Genomic DNA, 26,914 nt, shown 5'->3' on the forward strand with positions numbered 1-26,914 from the left:
GTCGGTTTCCGCGGAAACCGACGCACGGGCCACCGCGTAAGTTGATCGACGTGGCTGACGTCAAGGGCTCAGGGCTGCCGATCAAGATGCTGCACGACCGCATCCTGGTGGCGCTGCGCAAGGAGGACGGCGAGCGCCGGTCCAGTGGCGGCATCCTCATCCCCGCGACCGCCCAGGTGGCCAAGCGGCTGGTGTGGGGCGAGGCGCGCGGCGTCGGCTCCAGCGTCCGCCAGGTGAAGGTCGGCGACCAGGTGCTGTTCTCCCCCGAGGACCAGCACGAGGTCGAGGTGCACGGCGAGGACCTGCTCATCCTCCGCGAGCGCGACGTGCACGCCGTGGCCGCCGAGCGGATCGAGGAGTCCACCGGCCTCTACCTGTAGCGGCTCCCGCCCCTCCCGACGACGTTCTGTGCACGTACCGCGGTCTCCGGGCGTCGACCGCCGCCGGGTGTGCACACCCCGCGGACCCGGTCACTCCGCCGGCGGGTCCGCGGCGCGGGCGTGGCGCTCGATCACCCCGGTCATCTCCACCAGGAAGCGGCGGACGACGGCCAGCTCCTCGTCCGAGTAGCCGCCCATCGCCGCGACCAGGTCGCGCTGCAGCCCGCCGAAGTGCTCGGCGCCGGCGGCCATCGCCTCGTCGGTCATCTCCAGCGCGACCCGGCGCCGGTCCTGCGGGTCGCGCACCCGGCGCAGGTGGCCGGCCCGCTCCAGCCGGTCGACCAGCGCGGTCACCGACGCCGAGCTGAGCTCCACCGCCGAGCCGAGGGCACCCGCGGTCAGCGCCTGGCCGCGCCGCGCAGCGTCCATGATCGTCACCAGCGCCCGGACGTCGGTGCGCCCCAGCCCGTGGACCGCGGCGAACCGCTGACCCACCGCGTCCAGCTCGACGGTCAGCCGGCGCAGCAGGAGGGCCACCTCCTGGCGCGCGGCGACGGCGTCCTCGGCCACCCCACCTCCCCACTGGCGCCCGGCGGCTCCCCGCCGTAATCTCTCGACGATCGAGATGTTCGACCATCAAGGGACATCATGCGCTCCATCACCCGCTGGCTGCTCCCCGCCCTCGTCGCCGTCCTCTGGCTCGGCCTCGCCGGACCGCTGGGGCAGTACGGCGGCGCCCTGACCGAGGTGCAGGAGAACGACTCCGCAGCCTTCCTCCCCGACAGCGCCGAGTCCACGCGGGTCACCGAGCTGCAGCGCCGCTTCGCCACCGAGCGGAGCCTGCCGGTGGTCCTGCTCTGGGAGAGCGACGACGGCCCCCTGGACGGCGCCCGGCAGGCCGAGGTCGCCGCCCGCGCCGACGAGGCGGTGGCGCTCGCCGACCGGGCCGGCGCCCTCGCCGGGGAGCCGTCCCCGCCGATCCCGTCGGAGGACGGCGCGGCGGTCCAGGTTGTCCTGCCGTTCGACCCCGACCTCGGCGACACCCTGGGCGAGGTCGTCGGACAGCTGCGGGAACTGCCCCCGGTCGAGGGCACGACGGCCCACGTCACCGGTCCCGGAGCGGCGTTCTCCGACTTCGCCGAGGGCTTCTCCGGCATCGACGGCCTGCTCCTGCTCGCCGCCTTCGGCGTGGTCCTGCTCATCCTGCTGGTCGTCTACCGCAGCCCGCTGCTGCCGCTGCTGGTCATCGGCACCGCCGGCATGGCGCTGGTGGTGGCGCTGGCCGTCGCCTACCTCCTGGCGCGGGAGGGGTGGATCGCGGTCAACGGCCAGAGCCAGGGCATCGCGTCGATCCTGGTCGTCGGCGCGGCCACCGACTACGGCCTGCTCCTGGTCGCCCGCTACCGCGAGGAGCTGCGCCGGGAGCGGTCCCCGTCCACGGCCATGCGCGTGGCACTGCGTCAGTCGTGGGAGCCGATCGTGGCCAGCGGCGCCACCGTGGTCCTCGGCGTCCTGTGCCTGCTCTTCTCCGACCTCGGCTCCAACCGCGGCCTGGGCCCGATCTCCGCGGTGGGCATCGCCGTCGCCGTGCTGGCCGCCCTCACCTTCCTGCCGGCGGTGCTCGTGCTGTTCGGCCGCGCCGCGTTCTGGCCGTTCCGCCCACGGTACGGGGACGGCCAGCCGCACGGTCGCGGCTGGGAGCGGGTCGCCACCGGCGTCGGCCGCCGGCCGGGCCGGGTGCTGCTCGGCAGCCTCGGCCTGCTGGTCGTGCTCGCGGCGTTCGCGCCCACCTTCGACGCCCGCGGGATCGCCCTCTCCGACGCCGTGCGTGGCGGCTCGCCGTCGGCCACCGGCCAGGAGGCGCTCGAGCGGCACTTCGCCGCCGGGGGTGCCAGCCCCGCGGTGGTGGTCACGCCGGCCGGCGGCTGGGAGGCGGTGGCCGAGGCGGCCGCCGGCGTGGACGGCGTCAGCGCGGTCGCCCCGTTCACCGGGCAGCGGCCCGGCGCCGGCTCGGCGCCACCGGTCGAGGTCGACGGGCTGGTCCGCCTCGACGCCACCCTCGCCGACGCGCCGGACAGCGCCGCGGCCCGCGACACCGTCGCCGACCTGCGGACGGCGGTGCGCGCCGCCGACCCCGCGGCACTGGTCGGCGGCGCCACGGCCAGCGACCTGGACACGCAGGAGACGGCGGCCCGCGACCTAGCGGTGATCGTCCCGCTGGTGCTGGGCGTGATCACCGTCGTCCTGGCCCTGCTGCTGCGGGCGCTGGTGGCACCGGTCCTGCTGGTCGCCACGGTGGCGCTGAGCGTGCTGTCGACGGTCGGCGTCGGGTCGCTGGTGTTCGACTCGCTCTTCGACTTCCCCGGCAGCGACCCGCAGGTGCTGCTCATCGGCTTCGTGTTCCTGGTCGCGCTGGGGATCGACTACAACATCTTCCTGATGACCCGCGCCCGAGAGGAGTCGCTGCGCGCGGGCACGCGGGAGGGGATCCGGCGCGCCCTGGCCGTCACCGGCGGGGTGATCACCAGCGCCGGGCTGGTGCTGGCCGCCACCTTCGGCGCGCTCACCGTGCTGCCACTGGTGATCCTCACCCAGCTGGGGTTCCTGGTCGGCTTCGGCGTGCTGCTCGACACCTTCGTCGTCCGCTCGCTGCTGGTGCCCGCCGCGGTCACCCTGCTCGGCGACCGGGTGTGGTGGCCCGGGCGGCTGGCGAGGCGACCCGTCCGCCCGGCGCCCGAGCGCGAGCCGGTCCGCGTGTGAGCGGCCCCTGCAGGCCGCGGCGGCCCCCTGCAGGGGCCCGCTGCGAGCGTGCGAGCGGTGGGGGGCAGGGGGTCCTTGTTCAGACGTCGCCGGCGCGGACCCGCTGCAGCCAGTCGGCCGCCTCGGCGAAGGCGGGGTCGGCGGCGGTCGCGGGCACCGGCTTGTTGCCCCGCCCGTCGGCCCGCGGGTAGGAGCCGAGGAACCGGACGTCCTCGCACACCCGGTGCAGGGCGGCCAGCGCCTCGCCCACCCGGGCGTCGGCCACGTGCCCCTCGCAGTCCAGCGAGAAGGAGTAGACGCCCAGCCGCTCCCGGGTGGGCCGCGACTCGATGCGGGTCAGGCTGATCTCCCGGACGGCGAACTCGCGCAGCAGCTCCAGCAGCGCGCCGGTGCGGTCGCTGACCACGGCGACCAGCGAGGTCTTGTCGTCGCCGGTCGGCGCGGGCAGCGGGCCGGGCGGGGCGACGAGCACGAACCGGGTCACGGCGCCGGGGTGGTCGGCGACGTCGTCGACGAGGGCCTCCAGGCCGTAGCGCTGGGCCGCGATGGGGGCGCACACCGCGGCGTCGACGGCGCCCTCGCCGACCTGCCGCGCCGCCTCGGCGGTGGACGTCGCCGGCAGCGGGACCACGCCGGGCAGCAGCTCGGCCAGCCGCCGGGAGGTCTGCGCCAGCGCGTGCGGGTGGCTGGCGACCGAGCGGACGTCGGCCAGCCGTGTCCCCGGCCGGACGGCGAGGACGAACGACACCGCCAGGAACACCTCGCGGGTGATCAGCAGCGGCGCACCGTCGGCCAGGCCGTCCATGGTGGCCGGCACCGAGCCCTCGACGGAGTTCTCCAGCGGCACCAGGGCCGCGTCGGCCTCCCCGGACCGGACGGCGGCCAGCGCCGCGGCGACGCTGGGCGCGGGCTGCCGCGTCCCCTCGCCCGGGGGAACTGCACTGCTCAGGGCCGCTTCGGCGAAGGTACCCTCGGGCCCGAGGTAGGCGAACCGCGTCGGGGGCCGCGTCGAAGGCATCGCAGGCATCCGACGAGGGTAGTGGCGTCGGGCCGGAGCAGCCGCTCCACCCGGGGGGAGCGTCGTCGCGCCCGGCAGCAGGCGGCCGCACCGGCCGGCCCCACCCGTCGTTGGAGGATGCGTGACCCCCGGCTCCGAGCGCCTCACCGAGGGTGACCTCGACGATGCGCTCTGGCGTCTGCTGGCCGCGAGCGACCGCGACGACCCCACCGCCTTCACCGCCGAGCACGACCGCGCCGAGGCCGCCCTGGAGGCCGCCACCGACGCCGTCTGGGTCGCCTGGCGGCACGCCCTCGCCGCCCGCCGCGCCCTGCTGGACGGCGAGCGGGATCGCGCCGCGGCCGCGGTGGCGTCCGCCCGCGAGGCCCTCGGGCGGTGCCGACCCTGCGCGCAGACCGCCCTCACGCTGGCCTACCTGGCCCACGTCGAGGCGACCGCCGACCACTTCGACGCCGCGATGCTGCTGGCCGTCGACGCCAGCCTGCTCACCGAGAACCCGTCGGTCGGCGACCCCTCGCGGGCGCTGCACCAGGCCCACCTGTGGCTGTCGCTGACGCTGACCACCCTCGACCTGGAGGAGCTCGCCGTCGCGCAGGCCCGGGCCGGGGACCGGGTCGCCGGCCGGCTGCCGGGCCTGGCCGACCGCTGGCGGCTGCTGCAGCTGTGCGCCCAGCAGCACGCCGAGCTGGCGCAGACCCTGCACCGCCGGGGGAACGCCGAGCGCGCGCAGGAGCTGGCCGGGGTGGCGGTGGAGAGCGCGCAGGCCGCGCGGGAGCTGGGCTGGGAGCCCGAGCCGGGCGAGCAGGACCTGCTCGACGTCGTCCAGGCGTGGGGGATGTCGTCCCGGGGCGAGGTCGACGAGGCCATGGGGCCGATGCGCCGGGCGCACCGGCGCATCCACCGGGACGGCGGCATCTGGCTGCGCGGGTACGCCGACCTGGTGCTCGCCCGACTGCTCACCCGCCTGCACCAGTCGCAGTCCGGGGGCGGGCACGGCGCCGAGGCCACGGACCTGCTGGTCGACGCGGCCGGTGCGTTCGCGGCCACCGGTGACCGGCGGCGCTACCGGCAGTGCCTGCTCGAGCTGGGCCAGAGCACCGCCGCGATGGGCCGGCCCGCCGAGGCCCTGCACTGGCTGGAGGCCTACCGGGCCGACACCGGCCGCGCCCACGCCCGCGGCCGCCAGCTGTGGGCGGAGATGTTCGTGCGCCGCAGCCGGCTGCGGGAGGCCGAGCGGCAGGCCGCCGTCCTCCGCCGGCACGCGATGGAGGACCCGCTCACCGGCCTGGGCAACCGGCGCAGCGCCGAGCGCCGGCTGGCCAGCATGCGCCTGGGTGAGGAGCCGCTGTCGCTGGCCGTCGTCGACATCGACCGGTTCAAGGAGGTCAACGACGACACCTCCCACTCCAACGGGGACGAGGTGCTGCGCCGGGTGGCCGCCCTGCTGCTCGAGCACTGCCGCGCCGGCGACGAGGTGTACCGCTGGGCCGGCGACGAGTTCCTCGTCGTCCTGCCCACCGCCACCGAGCAGCAGGCACTGGTCGCCATGGACCGGCTGCGCACGGCGGTGGCCGACGCCGACTGGGACGACCTGCACCTGACCGAGCCGGTGACCGTGAGCATCGGCGTGGCCACCGCGCCGGTCGCCGAGGAGGAGTCGCCGAGCTGGCGGTCCCTGTTCGACACCGCCGACCTGCACCTGTTCTCCGCCAAGCGCGGCGGGCGCAACCGGGTCCGGGCCCCCGGCGGGCGGGCGCCGCTGGAGGGGGCCTCGTGACCGCGTCTGCCGGGTGGGGCGGCTGTGACGAAACGGACGACGGACGTCACACCGGTCGGCGCGCCCCGCGACCGGTGCTCGACTCCGTCGGTACCGACGTGCACAGTGCGCTCGTGCCACCGGGAGCCCTGCACCAGCGGGTGACGGCTGCCCTCTCCAACTGGCAGCTCGACGACGCCGAGGAGCTGCTCGCCGACGTCGAGTCCGACCCCTCCCCCTACGTCGCCCTCGCGCCGCGCGACGGCCACGGGACCCCCGCCCACCTCGGCCGCGCGTGGGCCGACACGCTGCGGGCGGAGCTGCTCGTGCGGCGGCTGCGGAAGGCCGGGTTCACCCTCGTCGGCGACCCGGTCGAGCCACCGCACGGCACCGGCTCCCCCCCGGCGCTGGACCTGCACGCCGGCGTCGCCGAGCTGCTCGACGGCCCGGCGCCCGGGGCCGAGGACGGCGACCCGCGGTCGGAGTCGGCCTCCCGCGCCGCGCTGGCGATCGCCCTGGTGCGCTCGGCGAAGGCCGCGTTCGACGCCGCCGACGACGAGCTGCAGCGCGCCGCCGGCCTGGCCCGGCACGCCCGCATCGAGCTGCTGTCCCGCCGCATCGACGCCGCGATGGACGAGGCGGTCGAGGCGGCCAGCCTGCTGGACTCCGCGCTGCCGCCGTCCGGGCTGCTCGTCGACACCCTGGGCACCCTCGCCGGGGTGCTGGCCGACCTCGAGCTCATGCCGCTCGCGCTGGACTACCAGCGGCGCGCGCACGAGACCGCCGTGGCCGCCGCGACGGTGCCCGGCGCCCTGGGGCGGGACGGCGCCCCCGACGGTGACGCCGACGTCCTGGTCGCCCGCACCGCCACCCGCCTCGGCGAGCTGTCCGCCGAGCTCGGCGAGGGCCTGCTCGACGACGGCGTCCCGGAGGCGGCGGAGCCGCACTTCGCCGAGGCGCGCGACCTCGCCGAGCGCGCCCTGGCCCTGCTGCCGCCGGAGTCGACCGCCGCGGTGGTCGCCGCCCAGGTCGTGCACGGCTGGGCACTGGTCGGGCTCGGCGAGCACGCCGCGGCCGCCGGTCCGCTGCGCGCCGCCGTCCGGGTCACCACCGCCAGCGGCGACCGGGCGCTGCTCTCGGCGGCGCTGCTGGCCCTGGGCCGCGCGCTGCGCCGGCAGGGCGACGGCCGCGGGGCCGACGAGCAGCTGGCCCAGGCCCTGGCCATCGCCACCGAGCACGGCCTGCCGCGCGTGCGCCGGGCCGCGCTGCGCGAGCTGTGCACGCTGCACTCCGAGCTGGACGACGCCGGCCGGGCGCTGCCGTACCTGCAGGCCTACCTCGCCGACGAGCTGGACCGGGTCGACGAGCGGCGCACCCGCTGGGTGGAGCTGTTCGACCGGCGCAAGAGCCTGCTGGAGACCGAGCGGGCCGCCGGACAGCTGCGCCGGCAGGCCTACGAGGACCCGCTCACCCACCTGCCCAACCGCCGGTACGCCGAGGCGCGGCTGGACGGGCTGCTGTCCTCGGGCACCACGCCGGCGCTGGCCGTCGTCGACGTCGACCGGTTCAAGGAGGTCAACGACGCCGCCGGGCACCCCACCGGGGACGCCGTGCTGCGGACCGTGGCCGAGCTGCTGATCGCCGGGGTCCGCGACACCGACGAGGTGTGCCGCTGGGCCGGCGACGAGTTCGTCATCCTGCTTCCCGACACCACCGCCGAGCAGGCGGAGCGGGCGCTGGAGCGGGCCCGCCGCGCGGTCGCCGAGTTCGACTGGGCCGGCCTCGGGGTCGACCTGCCGGTGACGATCAGCGTGGGCATCGCCTCGGCCACCCGCGGCGACGACCGGCGCACCCTGTTCGCCGCCGCCGACGGCGTGCTCTACGACGCCAAGCGCAGCGGCCGCAACCGCGTCGTCCGGATGTCGGCGGTCACCCAGACCCGCGCCGGCGACAGCCCGCTCGACGTCCTCTTCGGTCCCGCGAGGCGGACGGCGACTGCTGTGACGGACGAGTCCGGTGGGGCGGACACGGCCCCCGCCGTCGCCCCGGCAGCCCCCACGGCGGCGCATAGGGTCCCTGACGTGCAGCCTTCCCCGCTGGACGACCCGGCCGGAGACCCCGGCGGCTTCGCTCCCCTCCTCGTCGAGCCCGTCGACCCGCCGCTGGGTCTGGGCAGCTCCGCCGAGCCCGCGCTCGGCCCGCTCCCGCCCGCCGAGCCCGGCCCCGTGGCCGCACCGGCCCCGCCGGCCCGGGACGTGCCGGCCGAGCCCGACGTCATCTGGGGCACCGGCCGCAGCACCGAGCAGGTGCTCGCGCTGGTCCGCGAGGCGCGCCGTCAGTTCCCCGACCGGCCGGCGGTGGTGGTGCGCGCGACCGCCGAGACGCTGGTCGCCCTGGCCAGCGAGCACGACGCCTACACCACGGTCGACGCCGCGTCGCTGTCGGCGGCGGTCGGCCCGCTGCCCGAGCCCGTCGGCCGGATCGGCGTGCTGTGCGGGGCCGGGGGCGACCTGCCGGTCGCCGCCGAGGCCGCCTTCGCCGCCCGCGTCACCGGCACCGAGGTCGTGCGGGTGGACGACGTCGGCGGCAGCCGGCTGCGCCCGCTGATCGCCGACCGCTCCCTGCTCGACGACGTCGACTGCCTGGTCGTCGTCGCCGGGCTGGACGCCTCGCTGGCCGGGCTGGTCGGCGCGCTCACCGACGTGCCGATCGTCGCGGTGCCCACCTCCACCGGGCAGCCGGGGTCCTTCGGCGGGTTCAGCGCGCTGCTGACCATGCTGAACTCGGCCTCGCCGGGGGTCGTGGTGAGCAACATCGACAACGGCCACGCCGCCGGCGTCTTCGCCGCGAGGATCGCCCGGAGGACGCGGCGGAGGTGACCGCGGCGCCCATGAGGTGCAGTGTGTGCGTTCCTCGTCCGTTGCCGGTCCTGCAGCGCCCGCAGGGCACGAGGAACCCCGGCAACGGGGCGGTGGTTACGGTCCCCCGGTGATCGGTTGGCTCGACCTCGCCGCGGGGGCGTCAGGGGACCTGTTGCTGGGCGCCCTGGTGGACGGGGGGGTGCCCCTCGACGTCCCGGCCGCCGCGGTCGCCGCGCTGCCGGTGGAGCGCATCCGGCTGGTCACCGAGCAGGTGAGCCGGCACGGGCTGGGCGCGACCCGGGTGCACGTGCACGCCCCGCCGTCGGTGCACACGCGCACGTGGGCAGACGTCCGGGACCTGCTCGCCGACGCCGACGTCGCCCCCGCGGTGCGGGACGGCGCGCTGGCCGTCTTCGAGCGGCTGGCCGTCGCCGAGGGCCGGGTGCACCGCGTCGCGCCGGAGAGCGTGCACTTCCACGAGGTCGGCGCGCTCGATGCGCTGGCCGACGTCGTCGGGGTCGTGGCGGCCCTCGAGCACCTGCGGCTGGAGCGGCTCACCGCCTCCCCCGTCGCGCTGGGCAGCGGCGCGGTGCGCGGCGCGCACGGCGTCGTGCCCGTCCCGGCACCCGCGGTGCTGGAGCTGCTGGCCGGGGCGCCGGTGTACGCCGGACCGGTGCCCGCCGAGGCCTGCACGCCCACCGGTGCGGCGCTGCTGGCGGCGCACGTCGACGAGTGGACGACGCTGCCCGCGATGCGGGTCACCCGCGTCGGGGTCGGCGCCGGCGCCCGCGACCCCGAGCAGCTGCCCAACGTCGTCCGGCTGGTGCTCGGGGAGCCCGAGCGGCCCACCCCGCCGTCCGCGGTGGTGCTGGAGGCCAACGTCGACGACCTGGACCCCCGGCTGTGGCCCGGCGTGCTCGACCGGCTGCTGGCGGCCGGCGCCTCGGACGCCTGGCTGACCCCGATCCTCATGAAGAAGGGCCGCCCGGCGCACACCGTCTCGGTGCTGTCCCCGCCCGGGGCGGTCGACGCCCTCCGCGCGGTGCTGTTCACGACGACGTCGACGATCGGCCTGCGGGTGCTGCCGGTCGGCAAGGTGGCGCTGGAGCGGGCGTCGGCGTCCGTGGGCGTGCTCGGCGGGCGGGTGGGCGTGAAGCTCGCCGTCCTCGACGGCGCCGTGGTCAACGTCAGCGTGGAGTTCGACGACGTGGCCGCGCTCGCCGCGCGGCTGGCCACCCCGGTCAAGGAGGTGCTGCGCGCGGCCACGGCCGCCGCCGAGGCCGCCTACCCGGTCAGCTGACCGCCGGACGGCGCAGGCCGGCGGCCACCACCGGCACGACGGCGAGGACGACGACCGCCACGCCGCCCAGCCCGCCGAGGGCCCAGGCCGCGAACACCGGCAGCGAGGCGAGCTCGAGGCCCAGCCCGGCCACCGAGGTGATGGTCGCCCGGTGCGGTCCGGTGATCCGGTGCTGCAGGCGCGCCTCCCCGACGACCAGCACGGCGATGTAGACGCCGTAGGCCACGGCGAGCGCGACCAGCGCCGCCGGCCGGGCCCACACCGCCGTGACGACCAGGAGCACCCCGGCGAGCGCGAGCAGCGCCGGCAGCGCCGCGTCGGGGAGCCGCTCGGCGCGCCCGGCCAGCGCCCCGCCCAGCGCCCCGGCCAGTGCTGTGGCGAGGACGGCGAACGGCACGACCTGGGTGGGCACGCCCCAGTCCCCGGCGAGGACCGGGAAGTACTCCTCGAACGCGTCCAGGCCGCCGAGGAGGGCGACCGCGAGCACGGTCAGCCGCAGTCCGGGGCGCAGCGCCTCGGCGACGCCCTGCCGGAGCGGCACGTCCTCCTCCTCGTCGTCCTCCGGGACGTGCCGGGTCTCGGGGAAGCGCAGCGCGAGCGCGGCGGCGGCCAGGCACACCGCGACGCTCGCCCAGCCCACCGCGGGGTACCCGCCGAGCACGAACAGCAGGCTGGCCGCGCCCGCCGTCGGGATCTGCACGAGCAGCTCGGCCGCGGTCATCCACCCGTTGACCCGGGCGTAGACCGACTCCGCGCCGACTGCCGCCAGACCGTCGTACACCAGGGCCTCCGCGGCACCGGAGACCAGCGCCGAGGACACCCCCCACAGCGCGAACCCGATCGCGAACGCCGGGGCGGCGGGCGCGGCCGTCCAGACGGCGAACGCGGCCGCCTGCAGCACGCCGCCGAGGACGACGACGCCGCGCCGCGACCAGCGGTCGGCCAGCACGCCGGCGGGGACCTCGGTGAGCAGCCCGGTCACCGACCAGACCGCGAACAGCCCCGACACCTGGGCGTCGGACAGCCCGGTGTCGAGGAAGAGCAGGGCGTAGAGCGGGTAGTACGGGACCAGCTCGGAGAGCGCGGCCCAGCCCACGGCCAGCCGGGCCAGCGGGCGGGCCGCGGGGGTCAGGGAGGCCGTGGACGGGCGTCAACGGAACGGCATGGCCCGACGCTAGTGGGCCACCTCACCCGTGCGCACCCGGATTCCCGGCACCGCTCGGCTACGCTGGCGGGCCGAGAAGGGGAGTAGCCCCCCGTCCGCTGGTCGACATGCTGGCGCACCACCTCGGTGGTGCGCCCGGTCAGCGGGCCCACGCCCCGGCGTGGGTGGGCGAGACCTTCGACCTGAGCAGTCCCGTGCTGCCGGTCGGAGGCTGCCCGCACCCGCCCGGCAGTGCCGAGCGGAAGAGAGAAACCCCGTGCTGTCCCTGTCGGTCATCGCGACCGCGTTCGTCCTCGTCCTCCCGGTCGAGCTGCCGGACAAGACCCTGTTCGCCAGCCTCGTCCTGGCCACCCGCCTCCCCCACTGGCCGGTGTTCGTCGGCGTCGGGGCGGCGTTCGGCCTGCAGGTCGCCATCGCGGTCACCGCGGGCAGCCTGCTGTCGCTGCTCCCGGGGGCTCTGGTCAGCGGCGTGGTCGCCGTGCTGTTCCTCGTCGGGGCGGTGCTGCTGTGGCGCAGCGCGCGCAGCGGCCCGGAGGAGGCCGACGACATCGCCGCCGCCCGCGAGGGGACGTCGTTCCTCCGCGCCGCGGCCATCTCCTTCGGCGTGCTGTTCGCCGCGGAGTGGGGGGATCTCTCCCAGCTGGCGACCGCCGGCCTCGCCGCCCGGCTGGACGCGCCGATCTCGGTCTTCATCGGCGCCTGGGCCGCGCTGCTCACCGTGTCCGGCCTCGCGGTGTTCCTCGGCAAGAAGCTCGCCGACCGGCTGCCGGTCGCGCTCATCCGCCGGGTGGCCGCCGTCCTGTTCCTCGTGTTCGCCGTGGTGGCCGCCGTCGAGACGGTGCGCGCCCTGACCTGACCCCGCTCAGCCCGCCGGCTGCACCAGCGCGAGGCGGCCGACCAGCGCGTCGACCTGGACGTCGAGGTCGGGCCACGGCAGGTCCGGCCCGGCCGAGCGCAGGCTCACCACGCCGTGCAGCGCCGTCCACACGAGGCCGGCGTCGGCGCGCGGGTCCCGGCTCGCCGACCGCCCGGCCTGCACGCAGGCGGCCATCGCCGCCACCAGGACGTCGAAGGCCGCCTGCCCGGCGGGCAGCCGACGGGGGCCGAACATCGCCCGGTAGCGGCCGGGCGCGGCCAGCCCGGCCGCCACGTAGGCACGACACCCCGCGGAGAGCCGGTCGACCGGGTCGGCGTGCCCGGCCACGGCCGCCGCGATCGCCGCCCGCAGCTGGTCGAACGCCTCGGCGAGGACGGCGTCGAGCAGCGCGTCGAGGTCGGGGAAGTGCCCGTACACGGCCGGGGCGCTCACCCCCGCTTCGCGGGCCACCGCGCGCAGGGTCACCGCCTCCGGCGAGCCGGTGCGCTCGACGAGGGTTGCGGCGGCCCGCAGCAGGTCGGCGCGGCGGCGACCCGGGATCCGCGGAGCAGGGTCGGACAGCACTTTACGAGTGTAAAGGCCTCGGTCTACCCTTCCCTTTACACGCGTTAAGTAGCGATCCGAGGAGGAGCCGTGCCCGTCATCCCCGACCTGCCGTGGCAGGCCCCGACCGTGGGCGACGGCCCCGGCGTCGTCGTGCTCACCCAGCTGCACCTGCGCCGACTGCGCGACGTCCCGGCCTTCCTGCGCGACTCGCTGGCCATCCGGCGGCAGACCATGCGCTCCCCCGGGGCGCGCTCGCTGTTCCTCCGGGCCCGCCCCCTGGCCCGCCACTTCACGACCGTGTCGTGGTGGGACGACCAGGCGGCGATGCTCGCCTTCGTGCGGACCGACCCGCACCGCTCGGCGATGCGGCGCTGGGGCCCGGAGATGCGGCACTTCAGCAACCGGTCCTTCCCGGGCACCGCCGGCGTCGTCCCCACGGTGGCCGCCGCCGAGGCGCAGCCCGCCTGACCGGTCGAGGCCCTAACCTGCGCCGCATGGAGTTCCGGACGACCGTCGTGCTCGGCGGCAAGACCGCCACCGGCCTACAGGTGCCCGACGACGTGGTGGGCGCGCTCGGCGCCGGCAAGCGGCCACCGGTGGTCGTGACGGTGGGCCGCCACACCTACCGGACGACGGTCGCCGCGATGGGCGGGGCGTTCTGGGTGCCGCTGGCCGCCGAGCACCGCCAGGCCGCGGGCGTGCAGGCCGGCGAGGAGGTCGACGTCCGGGTCGAGCTGGACACGGCGCCGCGGGAGACGCCGCTGCCCGACGACCTCGCTGCCGCCCTCGACGACGGGGCGCGCAGCTTCTTCGACGGGCTGGCCCCCTCACACCGCAAGGAGTGGGTGCGCTGGGTCGAGGAGGCCAAGAAGCCCGAGACCCGCGCCGCGCGGATCGCCAAGACCGCCGAGTCCCTGGGCGCCGGGAGGAAGACGCGCTAGGACGACGGCCCGCGGGGTCTACCGCCGCAGGGTCGGCAGCCAGTCGGCCAGCGCGCGGCCGATCTCGTGCGGCGAGTCCTCCGGCACGAAGTGCGAGCCGGGCACGGTCACCTCGGTCAGCGCCGCCCACTTGCGCACGAAGGCCCGCTGCCGGCCGACCAGGATCGAGCCGGGGTCGGCGTCGATGAACAGCTTGGGGACGTCGCTGGTGCGCAGCCACTGGCCGTAGCGGGCGACGACGTCGCGCACCCGCGGCGGGACCCCCTCGATCGGGATCTGCCGCGGCCACTCGAGGGTGGGCCAGCGCTCCTCCGGCGTGGCAAAGGGCCGGCGGTAGCGCTCGTGCGCCGCCGCGCTCAGCCCGCGGGCCACCGAGGCGGGCAGGATCCGCTCGACGAAGACGTTCTTCTCCAGCACCGCGGCCTCGCCGTCCGGGCCGCGCATGGTGCGGAAGACCTTGCGCGCGTCGGCGGGCCAGTCCGCCCAGGTCAGCGGCGTGACGATGGCCTCGGTGAACGCGACGCCCCGGACCGCGCCCGGGTGGCGGTGCGCCCAGTCGAAGCCGAGGGCCGAGCCCCAGTCGTGCAGCACGAAGGTGACCCGCTCGGTGGCGCCGACCGCGTCGAGGAAGCGCTCGAGGAACCCGGCGTGGGCGGAGAACGAGTACGTGCCCGGGCCGGGGTCGGGCAGCTTGTCCGAGTCGCCCATGCCGATGAGGTCGGGCGCCAGGCAGCGGCCCAGGTGCTGCACGTGCGGGATGACGTTGCGCCACAGGTAGGACGACGTCGGGTTGCCGTGCAGGAAGACGATCGGGTCGCCCTCCCCCACCTCCACGTACGCCATCTGGAGGTTGCCGTTCGCCCGGCGGTCGACGCGGACGCGCTTGCGGGGGAAGGGGTCCTCGGGCGAGACGTCGTCGGCGGCCATGCCGAGGATCCTCACCCATCGCCCGGCGCGGCACCCCTCGGGGCGGCACCCGTCGGAGCCGCGCCCTGCCGCCCGGCCGCCTGGCGCGCCGCCTGCTCGACGCGGTCGCGGAAGGCGGCCCACTCCGCGGCGCCCCGCTCGGGGAGGTCGGCGTTCTCCGGGCTCATCCCGACGGCGCCGTCGACGAGCTCGCGGACGATGTCGGCGTGGCCGGCGTGCCGGGCGAGCTCGACGACCTCCTCCCGGGTCTGGTCCGCGGTCGCCCACATGTCGGCGTCGTCCTCGCCCCCGTCGTCCCACGGGCAGGGGCGCCCGGCCGGCCGGCCGAACACGTCACCGAGGTAGCCCAGCTGCACGTAGGCGACGTGCTCGACCAGGCCGAGCAGGTTGGTGCCGGTCGGCGTCGTCGGCCGGCGGACGGCGCACTCGTCGAGGCCGTCGAGCTCGGCCAGCAGCAGGAGGACCCACCTGCCCCCACGCCTCGCCCGCTCGGCGCGGGCCCCTGCAGGCGGGCCGGTCGGTGCGGCATCGCGCTTGACCCTGACGCGACGTCAGGCTGTGCACTCGTCCCCGTCAGAGAGGAGGGACCCGTGAACGTGGGTGAGGTGGCCGCCCTGGCCGGGGTCACGGTGCGCACGCTGCACCACTACGACCGCATCGGGCTGCTGTCCCCGTCCGGGCGCACGCCGGCCGGCTACCGGCAGTACGCGCCGGGCGACCTGGACCGGCTGCACCAGGTGCTGCTCTACCGCGAGCTCGGGTTCCCCCTGGAGGAGGTCGCGACCCTGCTGGACGACCCGTCGGCGGACCCGGCCGAGCACCTGCGCCGGCAGCACCGGCTGCTGCTCGACCGGCTCGAGCGGACCCGGGCGATGGTCGCGGCCGTGGAGAAGGAGATGGAGGCGAGGGCGATGGGGATCTCCCTGACCCCGGAGGAGCGGTTCGAGGTCTTCGGCGAGCACGACCCGGCGCAGTACGAGGCCGAGGTCGAGGAGCGCTGGGGCGACACGGACGCCTACGCGGAGTCGAAGCGGAGGGCCGCGGCGTACGCCAAGGAGGACTGGGTCCGCATCAAGGCCGAGATGGAGGACATCGGCAGCCGCTTCGTCGCGGCGATGCGCTCCGGCGCGGCCCCGGACTCGGAGCAGGCGATGGACGTCGCCGAGGACAACCGGCAGCACATCAGCCGGTGGTTCTACGAGTGCTCGCCGGAGGTGCACGCCGGCCTCGGGCGGATGTACGTCGAGGACGCGCGGTTCACCGCCACGTACGAGGCGTTGGCGCCCGGGCTGGCGCAGTACGTGAGCACCGCCGTCCAGGCCAACGCCGCCCGCCAGCAAGGGTGAGCCGCGCCGCCGGGGGCAGAGACGGCCATCTCTGCCCCCGGCGACCTCACACCCGGATGAGCAGCTCGCCGTGCATCATCCCGAGCCAGCCGTCGTCCGCGGCGGCCCAGCGGCGCCACGCGGCGGCGACCTCCTCGAGCTCGGCCGGCGTGGCCAGGCCGTAGCCCACCGCCTGCTCGGCGAACGCCGACGCGGTCGCCCGGCCGGCCCAGGAGGTGCCCCACCACTCCCGCTCGGCCGGCGAGGCGTAGCACCAGGACGACGTCGTCGCGGTGACGTCGCGCAGCCCGGCGGCGTGCGCCCAGGCGAGCAGCCGGCGCCCGGCGTCGGGCTCGGCGGCGTTGTGCCGGGCGACGCCGTAGTAGAGCTCCAGCCACCGGTCCAGGCCCGCGTCGGCGGGGAACCAGGTGAACGTGGCGTAGTCGACGTCCCGGACGGCGAGCACCCCGCCGGGCCGGCAGACGCGGACCATCTCGCGCAGCGCGGCGACCGGGTCGGTGAGGTGCTGGAGCACCTGGTGGGCGTGGACGACGTCGAAGGAGTCGTCGTCCGCCTCGAGCGCGTAGACGTCCCCCACGGCGAAGGTCACCGGGACCCCGGCCCGCTCGGCCGCCGCCCGCGCCTCGTCCAGGGGGTCCGGCGCCACGTCGAGGCCGACCACCCGGCCGGGCGCGACGCGGGCGGCGAGGTCGACGGTGATCGTGCCGGGGCCGCAGCCCACGTCGAGCAGGTCCAGCCCGGGACGCAGGTGCGGGAGCAGGTAGCCGGCCGAGTTCTCCGCCGTGCGCCAGCGGTGGGACTGCAGGACCGGGTCGGCGTGCCCGTGCGTGTAGGTGTCCACGGGGACAGCCTGCACCGCCGAGTCCACACAGTGGAACAGCCTTCTCACAGAATGGGACGACGTGGCCGGTGGGGCGGGCCGTTGCGAGGGTGGTCCCCCATGAGGTCCCTGCGCGCGCTGCTGCGCGACCCGACGGTCCAGCGCGGGATCCGGGCGGCGATCGCGGCCGGGCTGGCCTGGCAGGTCGCCGTCCTGCTGCCGGCCGGCGTCGCCGAGTACGCGTACTACGCGCCGCTGGGCGCGATCATCGCCGTCCACCCCACGATCGCCGACTCCGCGAGCGCCTCCTGGCGCACGGTGCTGGCCATCCTGCTCGGCCTGGGGCTCGCGGTCGTCGTCTCCGAGCTGACCCCCGCGCTGCCCGAGGCCCTCGTCCTGGCCCTGCTGGTGGCCCTGGCCGTCGGGCTCGAGCGCTGGCCGCTGCTCGGCGGCAACGCCAGCTGGGTGAGCGTGGCCGCGGTCTTCATGCTCACCGTCGGGGCCGGCGACCCGGCCGACTTCGTCGCGGCCTACGCCGGGCTGGTGCTGCTCGGGGCGACGATCGGCGTGCTGGTCACCGCCCTGTTCCCGCCGCTGAACCTCACGCAGGCCAGGCGCGCGATCGACGCCACCCGCACGCTCGTCGCCGAGCACCTCACCGCCACCGCCACCGAGCTGCGGGCCGACCGGTCGCCGACGGTCGAGGAGGAGCTGCGGCGGGCCGTCGCCCGCGACGCCGCCCTCGGCCGGCTGCGGGAGACCGAGCGGACCGCCGAACGGGCGCAGCGGGCCAACGCGCGGGCCCGCCGCTGGCAGGACGCCCGGGCGCGCATCCGGGAGGAGTCCCGGGCGCTGGAACGCGTCGCCGTGCTGCTGGACGACGTCACCGTCCTGGTGGCCGAGTACCAGCCGCACCGCAGCGGCGGGGAGCGGCCGGACCTCGGCACCGCGCGGCGGCTCGCCGACGCCCTCGAGGGGGTCGCCGGCGTCATCCGGACGCCGTACCACGCGGTGGACGCCATCCGGCCGGACGAGCGCGACCACCGGGTCCAGGTCGCCGGCGACGCGCTGGCCGCTCTCGTCGACCGGGTGCGGGCCACCACCATCGACGAGGACCCCGGCCTGCTCCCCCTCAGCGCGGTCGCCGTCGGGGTGGAGCGGGCCCTGACCGCGCTCGACGCGCTGCAGCGGGGCGAGCCGGCGGCCTGACTGAGAGCAGGGTCACCCTCCCGGGTGGGCGCCGCGACCCGGTGCACCGGTCATCCTCGATGTCCGTGGACACCCTGCTCGCCCTGCTCCGCCGCCCCGCCGTCCAGCGGGGCGTGCGCGCGGCGGTCGCCGCGGGGCTGGCCTGGCAGGTCGCCGGCCTGCTCCCGCCGCTGCTGTCCGACTACGCCTACTACGCCCCGCTGGGCGCGGTCATCGCCGTCCACCCCACGATCGCCGACTCCGCCAGCGCCGCGTGGCGGAGCGTGCTGGCGATCCTCACCGGCTTCGCGCTGGCCGTCGCGGTCTACGAGCTCACCCGGGCGGTACCCAACGGCCTGACCATCGCCCTCATCGTGGCGCTGGCGATCGCCGTCGAGCAGTGGGGGCTCTGGCGCGAACAGGCCAGCTGGGTCAGCTTCGCCGCCGTCCTCATGCTCACCGTGGGCCTCGACGACCCCGACACCTACGTCCTGCGCTACGCCGGGCTGACCCTGCTGGGGGCGGCGATCGGCGTGCTGGTCACCACCGTGCTGTTCCCACCCCTCCAGCTGACCCGGGCCGTGGAGCAGATCGACCGCACCCGTGCCGCCCTCGCCGCGCACCTGGACGACATCGCCGAGACGCTGCGCGAGGGCCGGGTGCCCGACCCCGCCGAGTGGACCGACCGCGCCGGCGACCTGGACCGCGAACTGGACCGCATGCGCGCAGCGGAGGCGCAGGTCGAGCGGTCCCGCCGGGCCAACCCGCGCGCCCGCCGGTGGCAGGGGCGCGCGACCAGCATCCGCGAGGAGTCGCGTGCGATGGACCGGGTCGCCGTCCTCGTCGACGACCTGACCTCCCTCGTGGTGGAGTTCCACCCGCACCGCCGGGGCCTCGACGCGGTGGACGCCGGCACCGGCTGGGTGCTCGCCGACGCGCTCGTCGGCCTCGCCGGCGTCGTCCGCACGCCGTACCACAGCACCGACGGGACGACGCCGGACGAGCGCGACGCCGTCATCACCGCCGCGACCGCCGCCCTCGACCGGCTCGTCCACCTGCTGCGCTCCACGACGGTCGACGACGACGAGGGCTTCTTCGCCATGGGCGCGGTCGCGGTCGGCGTCCGCCGCGGTCTGCTGACCCTGGAGGCCCACCGGCGGCAGCCGGCCGCCGCCTGAGGGGCCGTCAGGGCCGGAGCTCCTCGGCGAGCACCCGCTCGGCGACGGGGACGGCGCGGGCCCGGTCGGCCGGCACCAGGCCGATCCGGACCCGGCGGTCGAGCAGGTCGGCCACCGTGCGGGCGCCCTCGGCCCGGACGGCGAAGCGCAGCTCGCCCACCGTCTCCTCCCGGCCCTCCGCCACCGGCTCGGCGCCCAGCGCGACGACCGCGGGCGCCTCGGTGCCGTACCGCTCGACCAGCCGGCGGGGCGCGTCCACCCGGTCCAGCGCCACCGGCGGGGCCGCGCCGACCAGCGGCAGCCGCGCGGTGCACGACCGCGGGACCGGCCGGCCCAGGCGCTCGACCACGGCGTCCACCGCCTGCTCCGCCATCGCCCGGTAGGTGGTCAGCTTGCCGCCGACCACGGTGAGGACCGGTCCGTCCCACCGCAGCAGGTGCCGACGGGAGAGGTCGGCGGTGGCGTCGCCGGGCCCGGTGCCGGCCGAGGCGGGCAGCACCAGCGGCCGCAGGCCCGCGTAGCAGCCGACGACGTCCCCGCGGGTCAGCGGCGTGGCCAGCACGCGGTTGACCGTCGTCAGCAGCTGGTCGACCTCGGCGTCGCTGGGCCGCGGGTCCTCGTCGGGGACCTCGCCGGGCACCGGCTCGTCGGTCAGCCCGAGGTACACCAGCCCGCCCGGCTGCGGCAGCGCGAACACGTACCGCGTCCGGGAACCGGGCAGCGGCACGGTCAGCGCGGCGGTGGGGTCGCCCAGCCGCCCGGCCGGCACGACCAGGTGCGAGCCGCGGGAGGGCACCAGCCGCACGCCGGGCGCCAGCCGCTGCGCCCACACGCCGGTCGCGTTGACGACGACGTCCGCGCGCAGCGCGAGGGCCTCGCCGTTGTCCAGCTCCACGTGCACGTCCCGGCCGTCGACCGCCCGCACCGCCGCCCCGGTGAGCACCCGCGCGCCCGCGGCGGCCGCCGAGCGGGCGAGGGCCACCACCAGCCGGGCGTCGTCGGTGAGCCGGCCGTCCCAGAACACGACCCCGCCGCGGCGGCCGCGCACCCCGGGCGTCAGCCGGGCCACCTCCGACGGCCCCACCCGCCGGGTGCGGGGCAGCGACCGGCGGCCACCGGGAACCGAGGCGCGCACGGTGTCCCCCAGCCGGCCGCCGAGGCCGGCGAGCCCCGCGACTAGCGGACCCGCGGCGTCGGGCACGAGGAACGGCAGCGGGCGGACCAGGTGCGGCGCGGTCGCCCCCATGAGGACGGCGCGCTCGCGGGCGCTCTCCCGCGCCAGGCCGAGCTCGCCGTGGGCGAGGTAGCGCAGCCCGCCGTGCACCAGCTTCGACGACCACCGGCTGGTGCCCGCGGCGAGGTCGGCGCGCTCGAGCAGGACGACCGACAGCCCGCGGGCGGCGGCGTCCAGCGCCACCCCGGCTCCGGTCACCCCGCCGCCGACGACGGCCACGTCCACCCGGCCGCCGGCGACGACGTCGAGGTCGGCGGCCCGCCGGGCCGGGGAGAGCGCGCCGGCACCGGCGCCGTCGGACGGTCCCCTCCGGAGCACCCGGCAGACTGTAGCCGTGCCCGATCAGCCCGAACTGACGATCCAGGGCTGGGGGTCGCCCACCCGCCCGCGCGACGCGACGGTGACCGCCGGGGCCGACGGCGGGGACGGCGCTCTCGCGTTCGCGACCTTCCCCGACCTGGCCGAGGTGCTGCCCAAGGCGGCGCGCCGGCACCTGGCCAAGGAGCTGGGCTGGACCCTGCGGCCGACCCATCCCGTGCCGGTCGACGAGATCCGGGTGGCGCCCTCGCGGCTCGCCGAGGACTGCCGGCAGCGGCTGGTCGCGCTGCTCGGCGAGGAGAACGTGCGGACCGACCGCGAGAGCCGGCTGCGGCACGCGGGCGGCAAGAGCTACCTGGACCTGCTGCGTCGGCGGGAGGGCGACGCCTCCGACGCGCCGGACGCCGTCGTCACCCCGGCCGACACCGAGGAGACCGCCGCGCTGCTGGCGCTGTGCAGTGAGCTGGGGGTCGTCGTCGTGCCCTTCGGCGGGGGCACCAGCGTCGTCGGCGGGCTGTCGGGCATCGACGCCGACGACCGGCCCTCGATCTCGGTGGACGTGCGCCGCATGGCCTCGGTGCGGGACCTGGACGTGCCGTCGTCCCTGGTGACCGTCGGCCCGGGCATGCGCGGACCGGCGCTGGAGGAGCACCTGGAGCGCTCCGGCCTCACCCTCGGCCACCTGCCGCAGAGCTTCGAGTACGCCACCCTCGGCGGCTACGCGGCCACCCGGTCGGCGGGGCAGGCCTCCACCGGCGTGGGCCGCTTCGACGACCTGGTCGCCGGGCTGACCCTGGCCACGCCGTCCGGGGTCCTGGAGCTGGGCTCCCCGCCGGCGTCGGCCGCCGGACCGGACCTGCTCGGCCTGGCGCTCGGCTCGGAGGGCGCCCTGGGCGTGATCACCGAGCTGCGGCTGCGGGTGCGGCCCAAGGCCCGGGCCTGCGAGTACGAGGGCTGGTCGTTCCGCTCATGGGCGGCGGGGCTGGCCGGGCTGCAGCGGCTGGCGCGGCACGACCTGCTGCCCGACGTCGTCCGGCTGTCCGACCCCGACGAGACCCGCACCACCCTGCTCATGGCCGGCGGCCCGGGCGCGCGGGCGCTGCGCGGCTCGCTGCGCGCCCGGCGGCGCCGCCAGGGGTGCCTGCTGGTCGTCGGCTGGGAGGGGCTGCCGCCGCTGGTGCGTGCCCGCCGGAAGGCCGCGGCGTCGGTGCTGCGCGAGGCCGGGGCGGCGCGGCTGGGCCGGCGCGTCGGGGAGTCGTGGCGGCGGCACCGGTTCGCCGCCCCCTACACCCGCGACAGCCTGCTCGACGCCGGCCTGCTGGTGGAGACCCTGGAGACGGCGGCCACCTGGACGGCGCTGCCCACGGTCTACGACGCCGTCCGCCGGGCGCTGCACGAGTCGCTCGGCCGGCGGGGACACCGCCCGCTGCTGATGACCCACGTGTCGCACGGCTACCCCACCGGCGCCTCGCTGTACGTCACCGTGGTCGCCGACCGCGACGACGACCTGCCCATCCAGCAGTGGCTGACGGCCAAGCGGGCCGCCACCGACGCGCTGGTCGCCGCCGGCGGCACGCTCACCCACCACCACGCCGTCGGAGCCGACCACCGCCCGTGGCTGGAGCGGGAGATCGGCCCCCTGGGGGTGGAGGTGCTGCGGGCGGTCAAGCAGCGGCTGGACCCCCGCGGCATCTGCAACCCCGGCGTCCTGCTCCCGGAGTGAGCCGGGTCAGGGCAGCCGCACCGTCGTCGTCACCCGCACCACGCTCGGCCGGGGCGGGACCGAGCCGAACCCGAAGGTGACCGGCGGGCGGACCGGCGCCAGCCCGCCCAGCGGGACGCCGTCCCACGACCCGTCGGCCGCCGTCACCGCGTGCAGGTCCTGCACGCCGTACCACTCGGTGCGCCCGTTCCCGGCCGAGCCGGTGGTGCGCAGGCCGATCAGCAGCCGGGCGGGCCGGTCCAACAGGCCCACCCACGCGGGGGTCCGGGCCAGCGGCGCCGGGACGGCGCGCAGCAGCCAGCCCAGCGGAGGACGGCGTCCCGTGCGGACGGCGAGCCGCAACGGCCCGGCCGTGACCGTCCAGGTCCGCGGGCCGGGCCGGGCGACGGCCACGTCGAGGACCCGCACCTCGTCGAAGGCGTACGTGGCCGCGATGAACTCCGCGGCGGCCGGCGAGGGGGCCAGCAGCACCCGGTGCCCGCCGGGGCGCTGCACCATCACGTCGGAGAGCGCCCCCAGCGGCGACCGGGGCCAGTGCCCGACGACGACGCGGGTGCCCGACGTCGTGCCGACGCCCAGGATCCAGCCGTCGAAGACCTGCCGCACGGGCTACAGGGTGGTCGCCCGGCCGCCGTCGACGGGGATGACCGCGCCGGTGACGTAGGCGCCGGCGCGGCTGCTCAGGTACACCACGACGCCGGCCATGTCGTCGGGCCGGCCGATCCGCCCGAGCGGGGAGGAGGCGGCGATCTCGTCGCCGTGGGCCGCGAGGGTGGCGGCCATCATCTTCGACTCGAACGGGCCGGGCGCGACGGCGTTGACCGTGATCCGCCTCGGCCCCAGCTCCTTGGCGAGCACGCGGGTGAGGTGGTGCACCCCGGCCTTGCTGGCCGAGTACGAGTAGGTGGGCAGCGTCGGCGCGTGCAGCCCGTCGATGCTGCCGACGTTGACCACGCGGGCCGGGTCGTCGTCGGTGGCCGCGGCCTCGAGCAGCGGCAGGAACGCGCGGGTCAGGAAGAACGGCGCCTTGAGGTTGAGGTCGAGCACCTTGTCCCAGGCCGACGCGGGGAACTCGGCGAGCGGCGCACCCCAGGTCGCCCCGGCGTTGTTGACCAGCACGTGCAGCCGCTCCTCGCGGCGGCCGACCTCGGCGGCCAGGCGCAGGCACTCGGCCTCGGTGGACAGGTCGGCCGGGATCGACGCCACCGTGCCGTACCGCGACAGCTCGGCGACCGCGGCCTCCCCGGCGTCGGCCTTGCGGGAGCTGACGTAGACCGACGCCCCGGCCTGCAGCAGGCCGCTGGCCATCATCAGCCCGATGCCGCGGGTGCCGCCGGTGACGACGGCGACCTTGCCGGTCAGGTCGAACAGGTCCACGGGCGCGTCCTCCACGGCGTCGTGGGGACGTCGTCGGCCCCCGGCGCGGGCACCCTACCCAGGCCCGTCCGGCGCGACCCGGGCCCGGACGGCGCATCGTCCGCTCCGCGTGAGGCGCCCGCCCCAGGCGACGGCCAGGCTGATGCACCGGGCGGGACGGTCCCGCCCGGGAGGGAGCGGCGCCATGACCAGCGCCTTCCAGAGTCGGCAGCCGGAGGCGAACTGGCAGGCCGAGGCCCACGTCGGCACCTACGGCGGAGACGACAGGGCGACCGGCTGGGCGGCGTGGGTGGTCTTCGCCGGGGTCCTGCTGGTGCTGATCGGCCTCTTCTCGGTGATGGAGGGCGTCACCGCACTGGTCAACGACGACTTCTACGTGGTGCGGCCCGACGCCCTGCTCGTCGCGGTGGACTACTCCGTCTGGGGCTGGGTGCACGTCGTCCTCGGCGCGGTCGGGATCGTCACCGGCGCGGGCCTGGTGCGGGGCAGCCGGGTCGCCCGCGTCGTGGCGGTGGTGTGGGCCGCGGTGAGCGCGCTCGTGCACCTGGCGTTCCTGCCGGCCTACCCGGTCTGGTCGGTGCTGGTGATCGCGTTCCTCGTCGTGGTGATCTACGCCGTCACCGTGCACGGTCGGGAGGTCGCCCCGACCCGGTGACGGCGGCCGGGACGGGCGGCCCCGGCGCGGCCGGTGTGCCAGCCTGCCCCCATGAGCGCACCCGCCGCCGAGACCGCCGTCCTGGGCGCGACCAGCGAGGTCGGCCCGCTGCGGACGGTGCTCCTGCACCGGCCCGGGGCCGAGCTGCGCCGGCTGACCCCGCGCAACAACGACCAGCTGCTCTTCGACGGCGTGCCCTGGGTGCCGCGGGCGCAGGAGGAGCACGACCGCTTCGCCGCCGAGCTGACCGCCCGCGGTGTCGAGGTGCTGTACCTGGACCGGCTGCTGGCCGAGGTGCTCGCCGTCCCGGCCGCGCGGGACGAGCTGGTCGCCGCCGCGGTCGACGACCCGCGGCTGGGCGCCACGCTCAAGCGGACGGCGGCCGCGCACCTGGCCGGCCTCTCCCCCGACGACCTCGCCGGGACGCTGATCGCCGGGCTGGCGCACGACGAGGTGCCCGGCGGGCGCGGCCTGTCCTACGAGCTCATGGACCGCAGCGACTTCGTCGTCCCCCCGCTGCCCAACCTGCTGTTCACCCGCGACTCGTCGGTCTGGGTCGGCGACCAGGTGGCGGTCACCTCCCTGGCGATGCCCGCCCGGCACCGCGAGAGCACCATCACCGCCGCGGTCTACGCCCACCACCCGCGCTTCGCCGGCGCCGCCCAGCTCTACGACGCCTCGCTGGAGCACCTCGAGGGCGGCGACGTGCTGCTGATGTCGCCGGGCGTGGTGGCGGTGGGGGTGGGCGAGCGGACGACGCCGGGCGGCGCGGAACGGCTGGCGCGGCGGCTGTTCGCCCGCGGGCTGGCGCACACGGTGCTCGTCGTCCCGATCGCCCAGCAGCGGGCGACCATGCACCTGGACACCATCGCCACGATGGTCGACGTCGACGCGCTGGTGATGTACCCCGCGGTTGCCGACACCCTGGTGGCCTGGACGGTCACCGGCGAGGTTCCGCCGGATGACGAGGACACGACCGACCTGACCGTCCGCGGGCCCGCACCGTTCCTCGAGGCGGCTGCCGCGGCCATGGGCATCGACCGGCTGCGGGTGATCGACACCGGCCTGGACCCGGTCACCGCCGAGCGCGAGCAGTGGGACGACGGCAACAACACCCTGGCGCTGGCCCCGCGGTTGACCGTCGCCTACGAGCGCAACACCGTCACCAACGCCGCGCTCGAGGCGGCCGGGATCGAGGTGGTGCGGATCGCCGGCTCGGAGCTGGGCAGCGGCCGCGGCGGGCCGCGCTGCATGTCCTGCCCGGTCGCCCGCGGCCCGCTGTAGCCCGGTCGCCGGGGCCGAGGTCCGTCGACCGGACCGGCCGCGCAGCGGCGGGTGTGCAGCCGTGCCCGGTTCTGCCACCCTCCTGCGCATCGGCCCCGACACGGGGTCGTGGACCGGGCCCACCGCTCGGCCGCCCGGTTCCGGGATCCGGTGCGGAGGAGTGCCCCATGGCCGACGTGATGCGCGCGTTCGTGATGCTCGAGGTCGGCAAGACCGCGGTGGTGGAGAAGCCCGTCCCGACGCCGGGGCCGGAGGAGGCGGTCGTCCGGACGACGGCGGCATTGGTCTGCACGTCCGACGTCCACACGGTGAAGGGCGCCCTCCCGGTCGAGAACGGGCGCACGCTGGGCCACGAGTCGGTGGGCGTGGTCCACGCCCTGGGCTCGGCGGTGTCCGGGTTCACCGAGGGCCAGCGGGTCGCGGTCAACGCCGTGACGCCGTGCTTCCGGTGCAGCTACTGCCAGCGAGGGTTCCCCAGCCAGTGCGGCGGCGCTCTCGGGGGCTACCGGTACACCGCGCAGATGGACGGCACCATGGCCGAGTACTTCGTCGTGCCCGCGGCCGCGGCCAACCTCGCGCCGATACCGGACGACGTCACCGACGAGCAGGCGGCCTACACCTGCGACATGCTCTCCACCGGCTTCATGGGAGCCGAGCACGCCCGTCTCCAGCTCGGCGAGACCGTGGCGGTGTTCGCGCAGGGACCGGTCGGGCTGTGCGCGACGATGGGGGCCAACCTGCTCGGTGCCGGGCGGGTGATCGCCGTGGAGTCGCGGCCCGAGCGGAAGGACCTGGCCCGGCGCTTCGGCGCGGACGACGTCGTGGACTTCACCGAGGGCGACCCGGTCGAGCAGATCATGGACCTCACCCGCGGCGAGGGGGTCGACGCGGCCATCGAGGCGTTCGGGTTCCCGGAGACCTTCGAGGGCTGTCTGCGCGTCACCAAGGCCGGCGGCAGGGTCTCCAACATCGGGTACCACGGGGAGAACCCCGCGCCGCTGCAGCTGCCGCTCGACAGCATCGGGCTGGGCATGAACGACAAGTCCATCCACACCGGGCTGTGCCCGGGCGGCAGCGAGCGGATGGGGCGGCTGCTCCGGCTGCTGCAGACGGGGCGCATCGACCCGACCCCGCTGACCACCCACCGGTTCGACTTCGACGAGATCGAGCGTGCCTTCGCGATGATGCAGACCAAGGAGGACGGCATCCTCAAGCCGCTCGTCTCCTTCGCCTGACCGTCCCGGCCGGAGGCACCCTCTC

General features: G+C 76.6%; 25 protein-coding genes. 15 read left to right on the plus strand and 10 right to left on the minus strand.

Annotation, left to right across the window (positions count from 1 at the left end; all coding sequences use genetic code 11):
- Positions 1-50 precede the first annotated feature (50 nt).
- Positions 51-380 (plus strand): GroES family chaperonin, encoded by a 330-nt coding sequence (locus ACI79D_RS18475; protein WP_456912466.1) that lies wholly within the window; start codon positions 51-53, stop codon positions 378-380.
- Between the two features lie 90 nt (positions 381-470).
- Here the strand turns inward: ACI79D_RS18475 and ACI79D_RS18480 are convergent, their stop codons facing one another.
- Positions 471-950: a MarR family winged helix-turn-helix transcriptional regulator gene (locus ACI79D_RS18480; protein ID WP_456919931.1), complete on the minus strand. Its 480-nt coding sequence runs from the start codon at positions 948-950 to the stop codon at positions 471-473.
- A gap of 78 nt (positions 951-1,028) precedes the next feature.
- Here ACI79D_RS18480 and ACI79D_RS18485 point away from each other — a divergent pair, with 78 nt between their 5' ends.
- Complete coding sequence (locus tag ACI79D_RS18485) at positions 1,029-3,140, plus strand: MMPL family transporter (protein ID WP_456919932.1); 2,112 nt, start codon at positions 1,029-1,031, stop codon at positions 3,138-3,140.
- Positions 3,141-3,219: 79 nt separating this feature from the next.
- On the opposite strand, the gene pheA is transcribed toward ACI79D_RS18485, so the two are convergent.
- Entirely contained in the window at positions 3,220-4,167 is a 948-nt protein-coding gene (gene pheA, locus ACI79D_RS18490) for a prephenate dehydratase (protein ID WP_456919933.1), read from the minus strand.
- Positions 4,168-4,279: 112 nt separating this feature from the next.
- Between pheA and ACI79D_RS18495 the strand changes: the two genes are divergently transcribed.
- The 3 genes from ACI79D_RS18495 to larC all read left to right on the plus strand — a co-directional run bounded on the left by ACI79D_RS18495 (position 4,280) and on the right by larC (position 10,075).
- Positions 4,280-5,935 carry a GGDEF domain-containing protein gene (locus ACI79D_RS18495; protein ID WP_456919934.1) on the plus strand — a complete coding sequence of 552 codons (1,656 nt, stop codon included), beginning with the start codon at positions 4,280-4,282 and terminating at the stop codon, positions 5,933-5,935.
- Positions 5,936-6,048: 113 nt separating this feature from the next.
- The gene (locus ACI79D_RS18500; protein ID WP_456919935.1) at positions 6,049-8,793 is read left to right on the plus strand and encodes a diguanylate cyclase domain-containing protein; all 2,745 of its coding nucleotides are present in this window, start codon (positions 6,049-6,051) and stop codon (positions 8,791-8,793) included.
- 109 nt (positions 8,794-8,902) lie between these two features.
- Entirely contained in the window at positions 8,903-10,075 is a 1,173-nt protein-coding gene (gene larC / locus ACI79D_RS18505; protein WP_456919936.1) for a nickel pincer cofactor biosynthesis protein LarC, read from the plus strand.
- Here the strand turns inward: larC and ACI79D_RS18510 are convergent.
- Positions 10,068-11,171: an MFS transporter gene (locus ACI79D_RS18510; RefSeq protein ID WP_456919937.1), complete on the minus strand. Its 1,104-nt coding sequence runs from the start codon at positions 11,169-11,171 to the stop codon at positions 10,068-10,070. The genes larC and ACI79D_RS18510 overlap by 8 nt on opposite strands.
- A gap of 325 nt (positions 11,172-11,496) precedes the next feature.
- Between ACI79D_RS18510 and ACI79D_RS18515 the strand changes: the two genes are divergently transcribed.
- On the plus strand, positions 11,497-12,096 hold the full coding sequence (locus tag ACI79D_RS18515) for a TMEM165/GDT1 family protein (RefSeq protein ID WP_456919938.1): 600 nt from the start codon (positions 11,497-11,499) through the stop codon (positions 12,094-12,096).
- Positions 12,097-12,102: 6 nt separating this feature from the next.
- Here ACI79D_RS18515 and ACI79D_RS18520 read toward each other — a convergent pair whose 3' ends face one another.
- Entirely contained in the window at positions 12,103-12,681 is a 579-nt protein-coding gene (locus ACI79D_RS18520) for a TetR/AcrR family transcriptional regulator (protein WP_456919939.1), read from the minus strand.
- A gap of 69 nt (positions 12,682-12,750) precedes the next feature.
- Here ACI79D_RS18520 and ACI79D_RS18525 point away from each other — a divergent pair, with 69 nt between their 5' ends.
- Positions 12,751-13,131, plus strand: coding sequence for a hypothetical protein (locus ACI79D_RS18525; RefSeq protein WP_456919940.1), 381 nt, complete (start codon positions 12,751-12,753; stop codon positions 13,129-13,131).
- A gap of 26 nt (positions 13,132-13,157) precedes the next feature.
- Complete coding sequence (locus tag ACI79D_RS18530) at positions 13,158-13,604, plus strand: YdeI/OmpD-associated family protein (RefSeq protein ID WP_456919941.1); 447 nt, start codon at positions 13,158-13,160, stop codon at positions 13,602-13,604.
- A gap of 18 nt (positions 13,605-13,622) precedes the next feature.
- Here ACI79D_RS18530 and ACI79D_RS18535 read toward each other — a convergent pair whose 3' ends face one another.
- Together ACI79D_RS18535 and ACI79D_RS18540 are read right to left on the minus strand one after the other, a co-directional pair.
- Positions 13,623-14,531, minus strand: coding sequence for a haloalkane dehalogenase (locus ACI79D_RS18535; RefSeq protein ID WP_456919942.1), 909 nt, complete (start codon positions 14,529-14,531; stop codon positions 13,623-13,625).
- Positions 14,532-14,542: 11 nt separating this feature from the next.
- The gene (locus ACI79D_RS18540) at positions 14,543-14,989 is read right to left on the minus strand and encodes a mycothiol transferase (protein WP_456920008.1); all 447 of its coding nucleotides are present in this window, start codon (positions 14,987-14,989) and stop codon (positions 14,543-14,545) included.
- Between the two features lie 132 nt (positions 14,990-15,121).
- On the opposite strand from ACI79D_RS18540, the gene ACI79D_RS18545 reads away from it, so the two are divergent.
- Positions 15,122-15,877, plus strand: a complete 756-nt coding sequence (locus ACI79D_RS18545) for a MerR family transcriptional regulator (RefSeq protein WP_456919943.1) — start codon at positions 15,122-15,124, stop codon at positions 15,875-15,877.
- A 46-nt stretch (positions 15,878-15,923) separates the two neighbouring features.
- Here the strand turns inward: ACI79D_RS18545 and ACI79D_RS18550 are convergent, their stop codons facing one another.
- On the minus strand, positions 15,924-16,718 hold the full coding sequence (locus ACI79D_RS18550) for a methyltransferase domain-containing protein (protein WP_456919944.1): 795 nt from the start codon (positions 16,716-16,718) through the stop codon (positions 15,924-15,926).
- A gap of 99 nt (positions 16,719-16,817) precedes the next feature.
- Here ACI79D_RS18550 and ACI79D_RS18555 point away from each other — a divergent pair, with 99 nt between their 5' ends.
- Positions 16,818-17,906, plus strand: a complete 1,089-nt coding sequence (locus ACI79D_RS18555; RefSeq protein WP_456919945.1) for an aromatic acid exporter family protein — start codon at positions 16,818-16,820, stop codon at positions 17,904-17,906.
- Between the two features lie 65 nt (positions 17,907-17,971).
- The gene (locus ACI79D_RS18560) at positions 17,972-19,063 is read left to right on the plus strand and encodes an FUSC family protein (RefSeq protein ID WP_456919946.1); all 1,092 of its coding nucleotides are present in this window, start codon (positions 17,972-17,974) and stop codon (positions 19,061-19,063) included.
- A gap of 7 nt (positions 19,064-19,070) precedes the next feature.
- Here ACI79D_RS18560 and ACI79D_RS18565 read toward each other — a convergent pair whose 3' ends face one another.
- A complete protein-coding gene (locus ACI79D_RS18565; protein WP_456919947.1) occupies positions 19,071-20,615 on the minus strand; it encodes a glycerol-3-phosphate dehydrogenase/oxidase in 1,545 nt (514 codons plus the stop codon).
- 16 nt (positions 20,616-20,631) lie between these two features.
- On the opposite strand from ACI79D_RS18565, the gene ACI79D_RS18570 reads away from it, so the two are divergent.
- Positions 20,632-22,338: an FAD-binding oxidoreductase gene (locus ACI79D_RS18570; protein WP_456919948.1), complete on the plus strand. Its 1,707-nt coding sequence runs from the start codon at positions 20,632-20,634 to the stop codon at positions 22,336-22,338.
- A 6-nt stretch (positions 22,339-22,344) separates the two neighbouring features.
- On the opposite strand, the gene ACI79D_RS18575 is transcribed toward ACI79D_RS18570, so the two are convergent.
- Both ACI79D_RS18575 and ACI79D_RS18580 read right to left on the minus strand, forming a co-directional pair.
- Positions 22,345-22,944, minus strand: a complete 600-nt coding sequence (locus ACI79D_RS18575; protein ID WP_456919949.1) for a hypothetical protein — start codon at positions 22,942-22,944, stop codon at positions 22,345-22,347.
- A 3-nt stretch (positions 22,945-22,947) separates the two neighbouring features.
- A complete protein-coding gene (locus ACI79D_RS18580; protein WP_456919950.1) occupies positions 22,948-23,715 on the minus strand; it encodes an SDR family oxidoreductase in 768 nt (255 codons plus the stop codon).
- Positions 23,716-23,899: 184 nt separating this feature from the next.
- Between ACI79D_RS18580 and ACI79D_RS18585 the strand changes: the two genes are divergently transcribed.
- From ACI79D_RS18585 to ACI79D_RS18595, 3 genes are all read left to right on the plus strand, one after another.
- Entirely contained in the window at positions 23,900-24,370 is a 471-nt protein-coding gene (locus ACI79D_RS18585; RefSeq protein WP_456919951.1) for a DUF7144 family membrane protein, read from the plus strand.
- Positions 24,371-24,421: 51 nt separating this feature from the next.
- Positions 24,422-25,654 carry an arginine deiminase gene (locus ACI79D_RS18590; protein WP_456919952.1) on the plus strand — a complete coding sequence of 411 codons (1,233 nt, stop codon included), beginning with the start codon at positions 24,422-24,424 and terminating at the stop codon, positions 25,652-25,654.
- Positions 25,655-25,821: 167 nt separating this feature from the next.
- A complete protein-coding gene (locus ACI79D_RS18595; protein WP_456919953.1) occupies positions 25,822-26,889 on the plus strand; it encodes an NAD(P)-dependent alcohol dehydrogenase in 1,068 nt (355 codons plus the stop codon).
- Positions 26,890-26,914: the final 25 nt, after the last annotated feature.

The sequence above is a fragment of the Geodermatophilus sp. SYSU D00708 genome, assembly GCF_054050115.1.

Coding starts and splice junctions, on each gene's coding strand:
- pheA (WP_456919933.1), bottom strand. CDS start 4,167: ATGCCTGCGATGCCTTCGACGCGGCCCCCGACGCGGTTCGCCTACCTC.
- ACI79D_RS18535 (WP_456919942.1), bottom strand. CDS start 14,531: ATGGCCGCCGACGACGTCTCGCCCGAGGACCCCTTCCCCCGCAAGCGC.
- ACI79D_RS18555 (WP_456919945.1), top strand. CDS start 16,818: ATGAGGTCCCTGCGCGCGCTGCTGCGCGACCCGACGGTCCAGCGCGGG.
- ACI79D_RS18590 (WP_456919952.1), top strand. CDS start 24,422: ATGAGCGCACCCGCCGCCGAGACCGCCGTCCTGGGCGCGACCAGCGAG.
- ACI79D_RS18585 (WP_456919951.1), top strand. CDS start 23,900: ATGACCAGCGCCTTCCAGAGTCGGCAGCCGGAGGCGAACTGGCAGGCC.
- ACI79D_RS18485 (WP_456919932.1), top strand. CDS start 1,029: ATGCGCTCCATCACCCGCTGGCTGCTCCCCGCCCTCGTCGCCGTCCTC.
- ACI79D_RS18595 (WP_456919953.1), top strand. CDS start 25,822: ATGGCCGACGTGATGCGCGCGTTCGTGATGCTCGAGGTCGGCAAGACC.
- ACI79D_RS18530 (WP_456919941.1), top strand. CDS start 13,158: ATGGAGTTCCGGACGACCGTCGTGCTCGGCGGCAAGACCGCCACCGGC.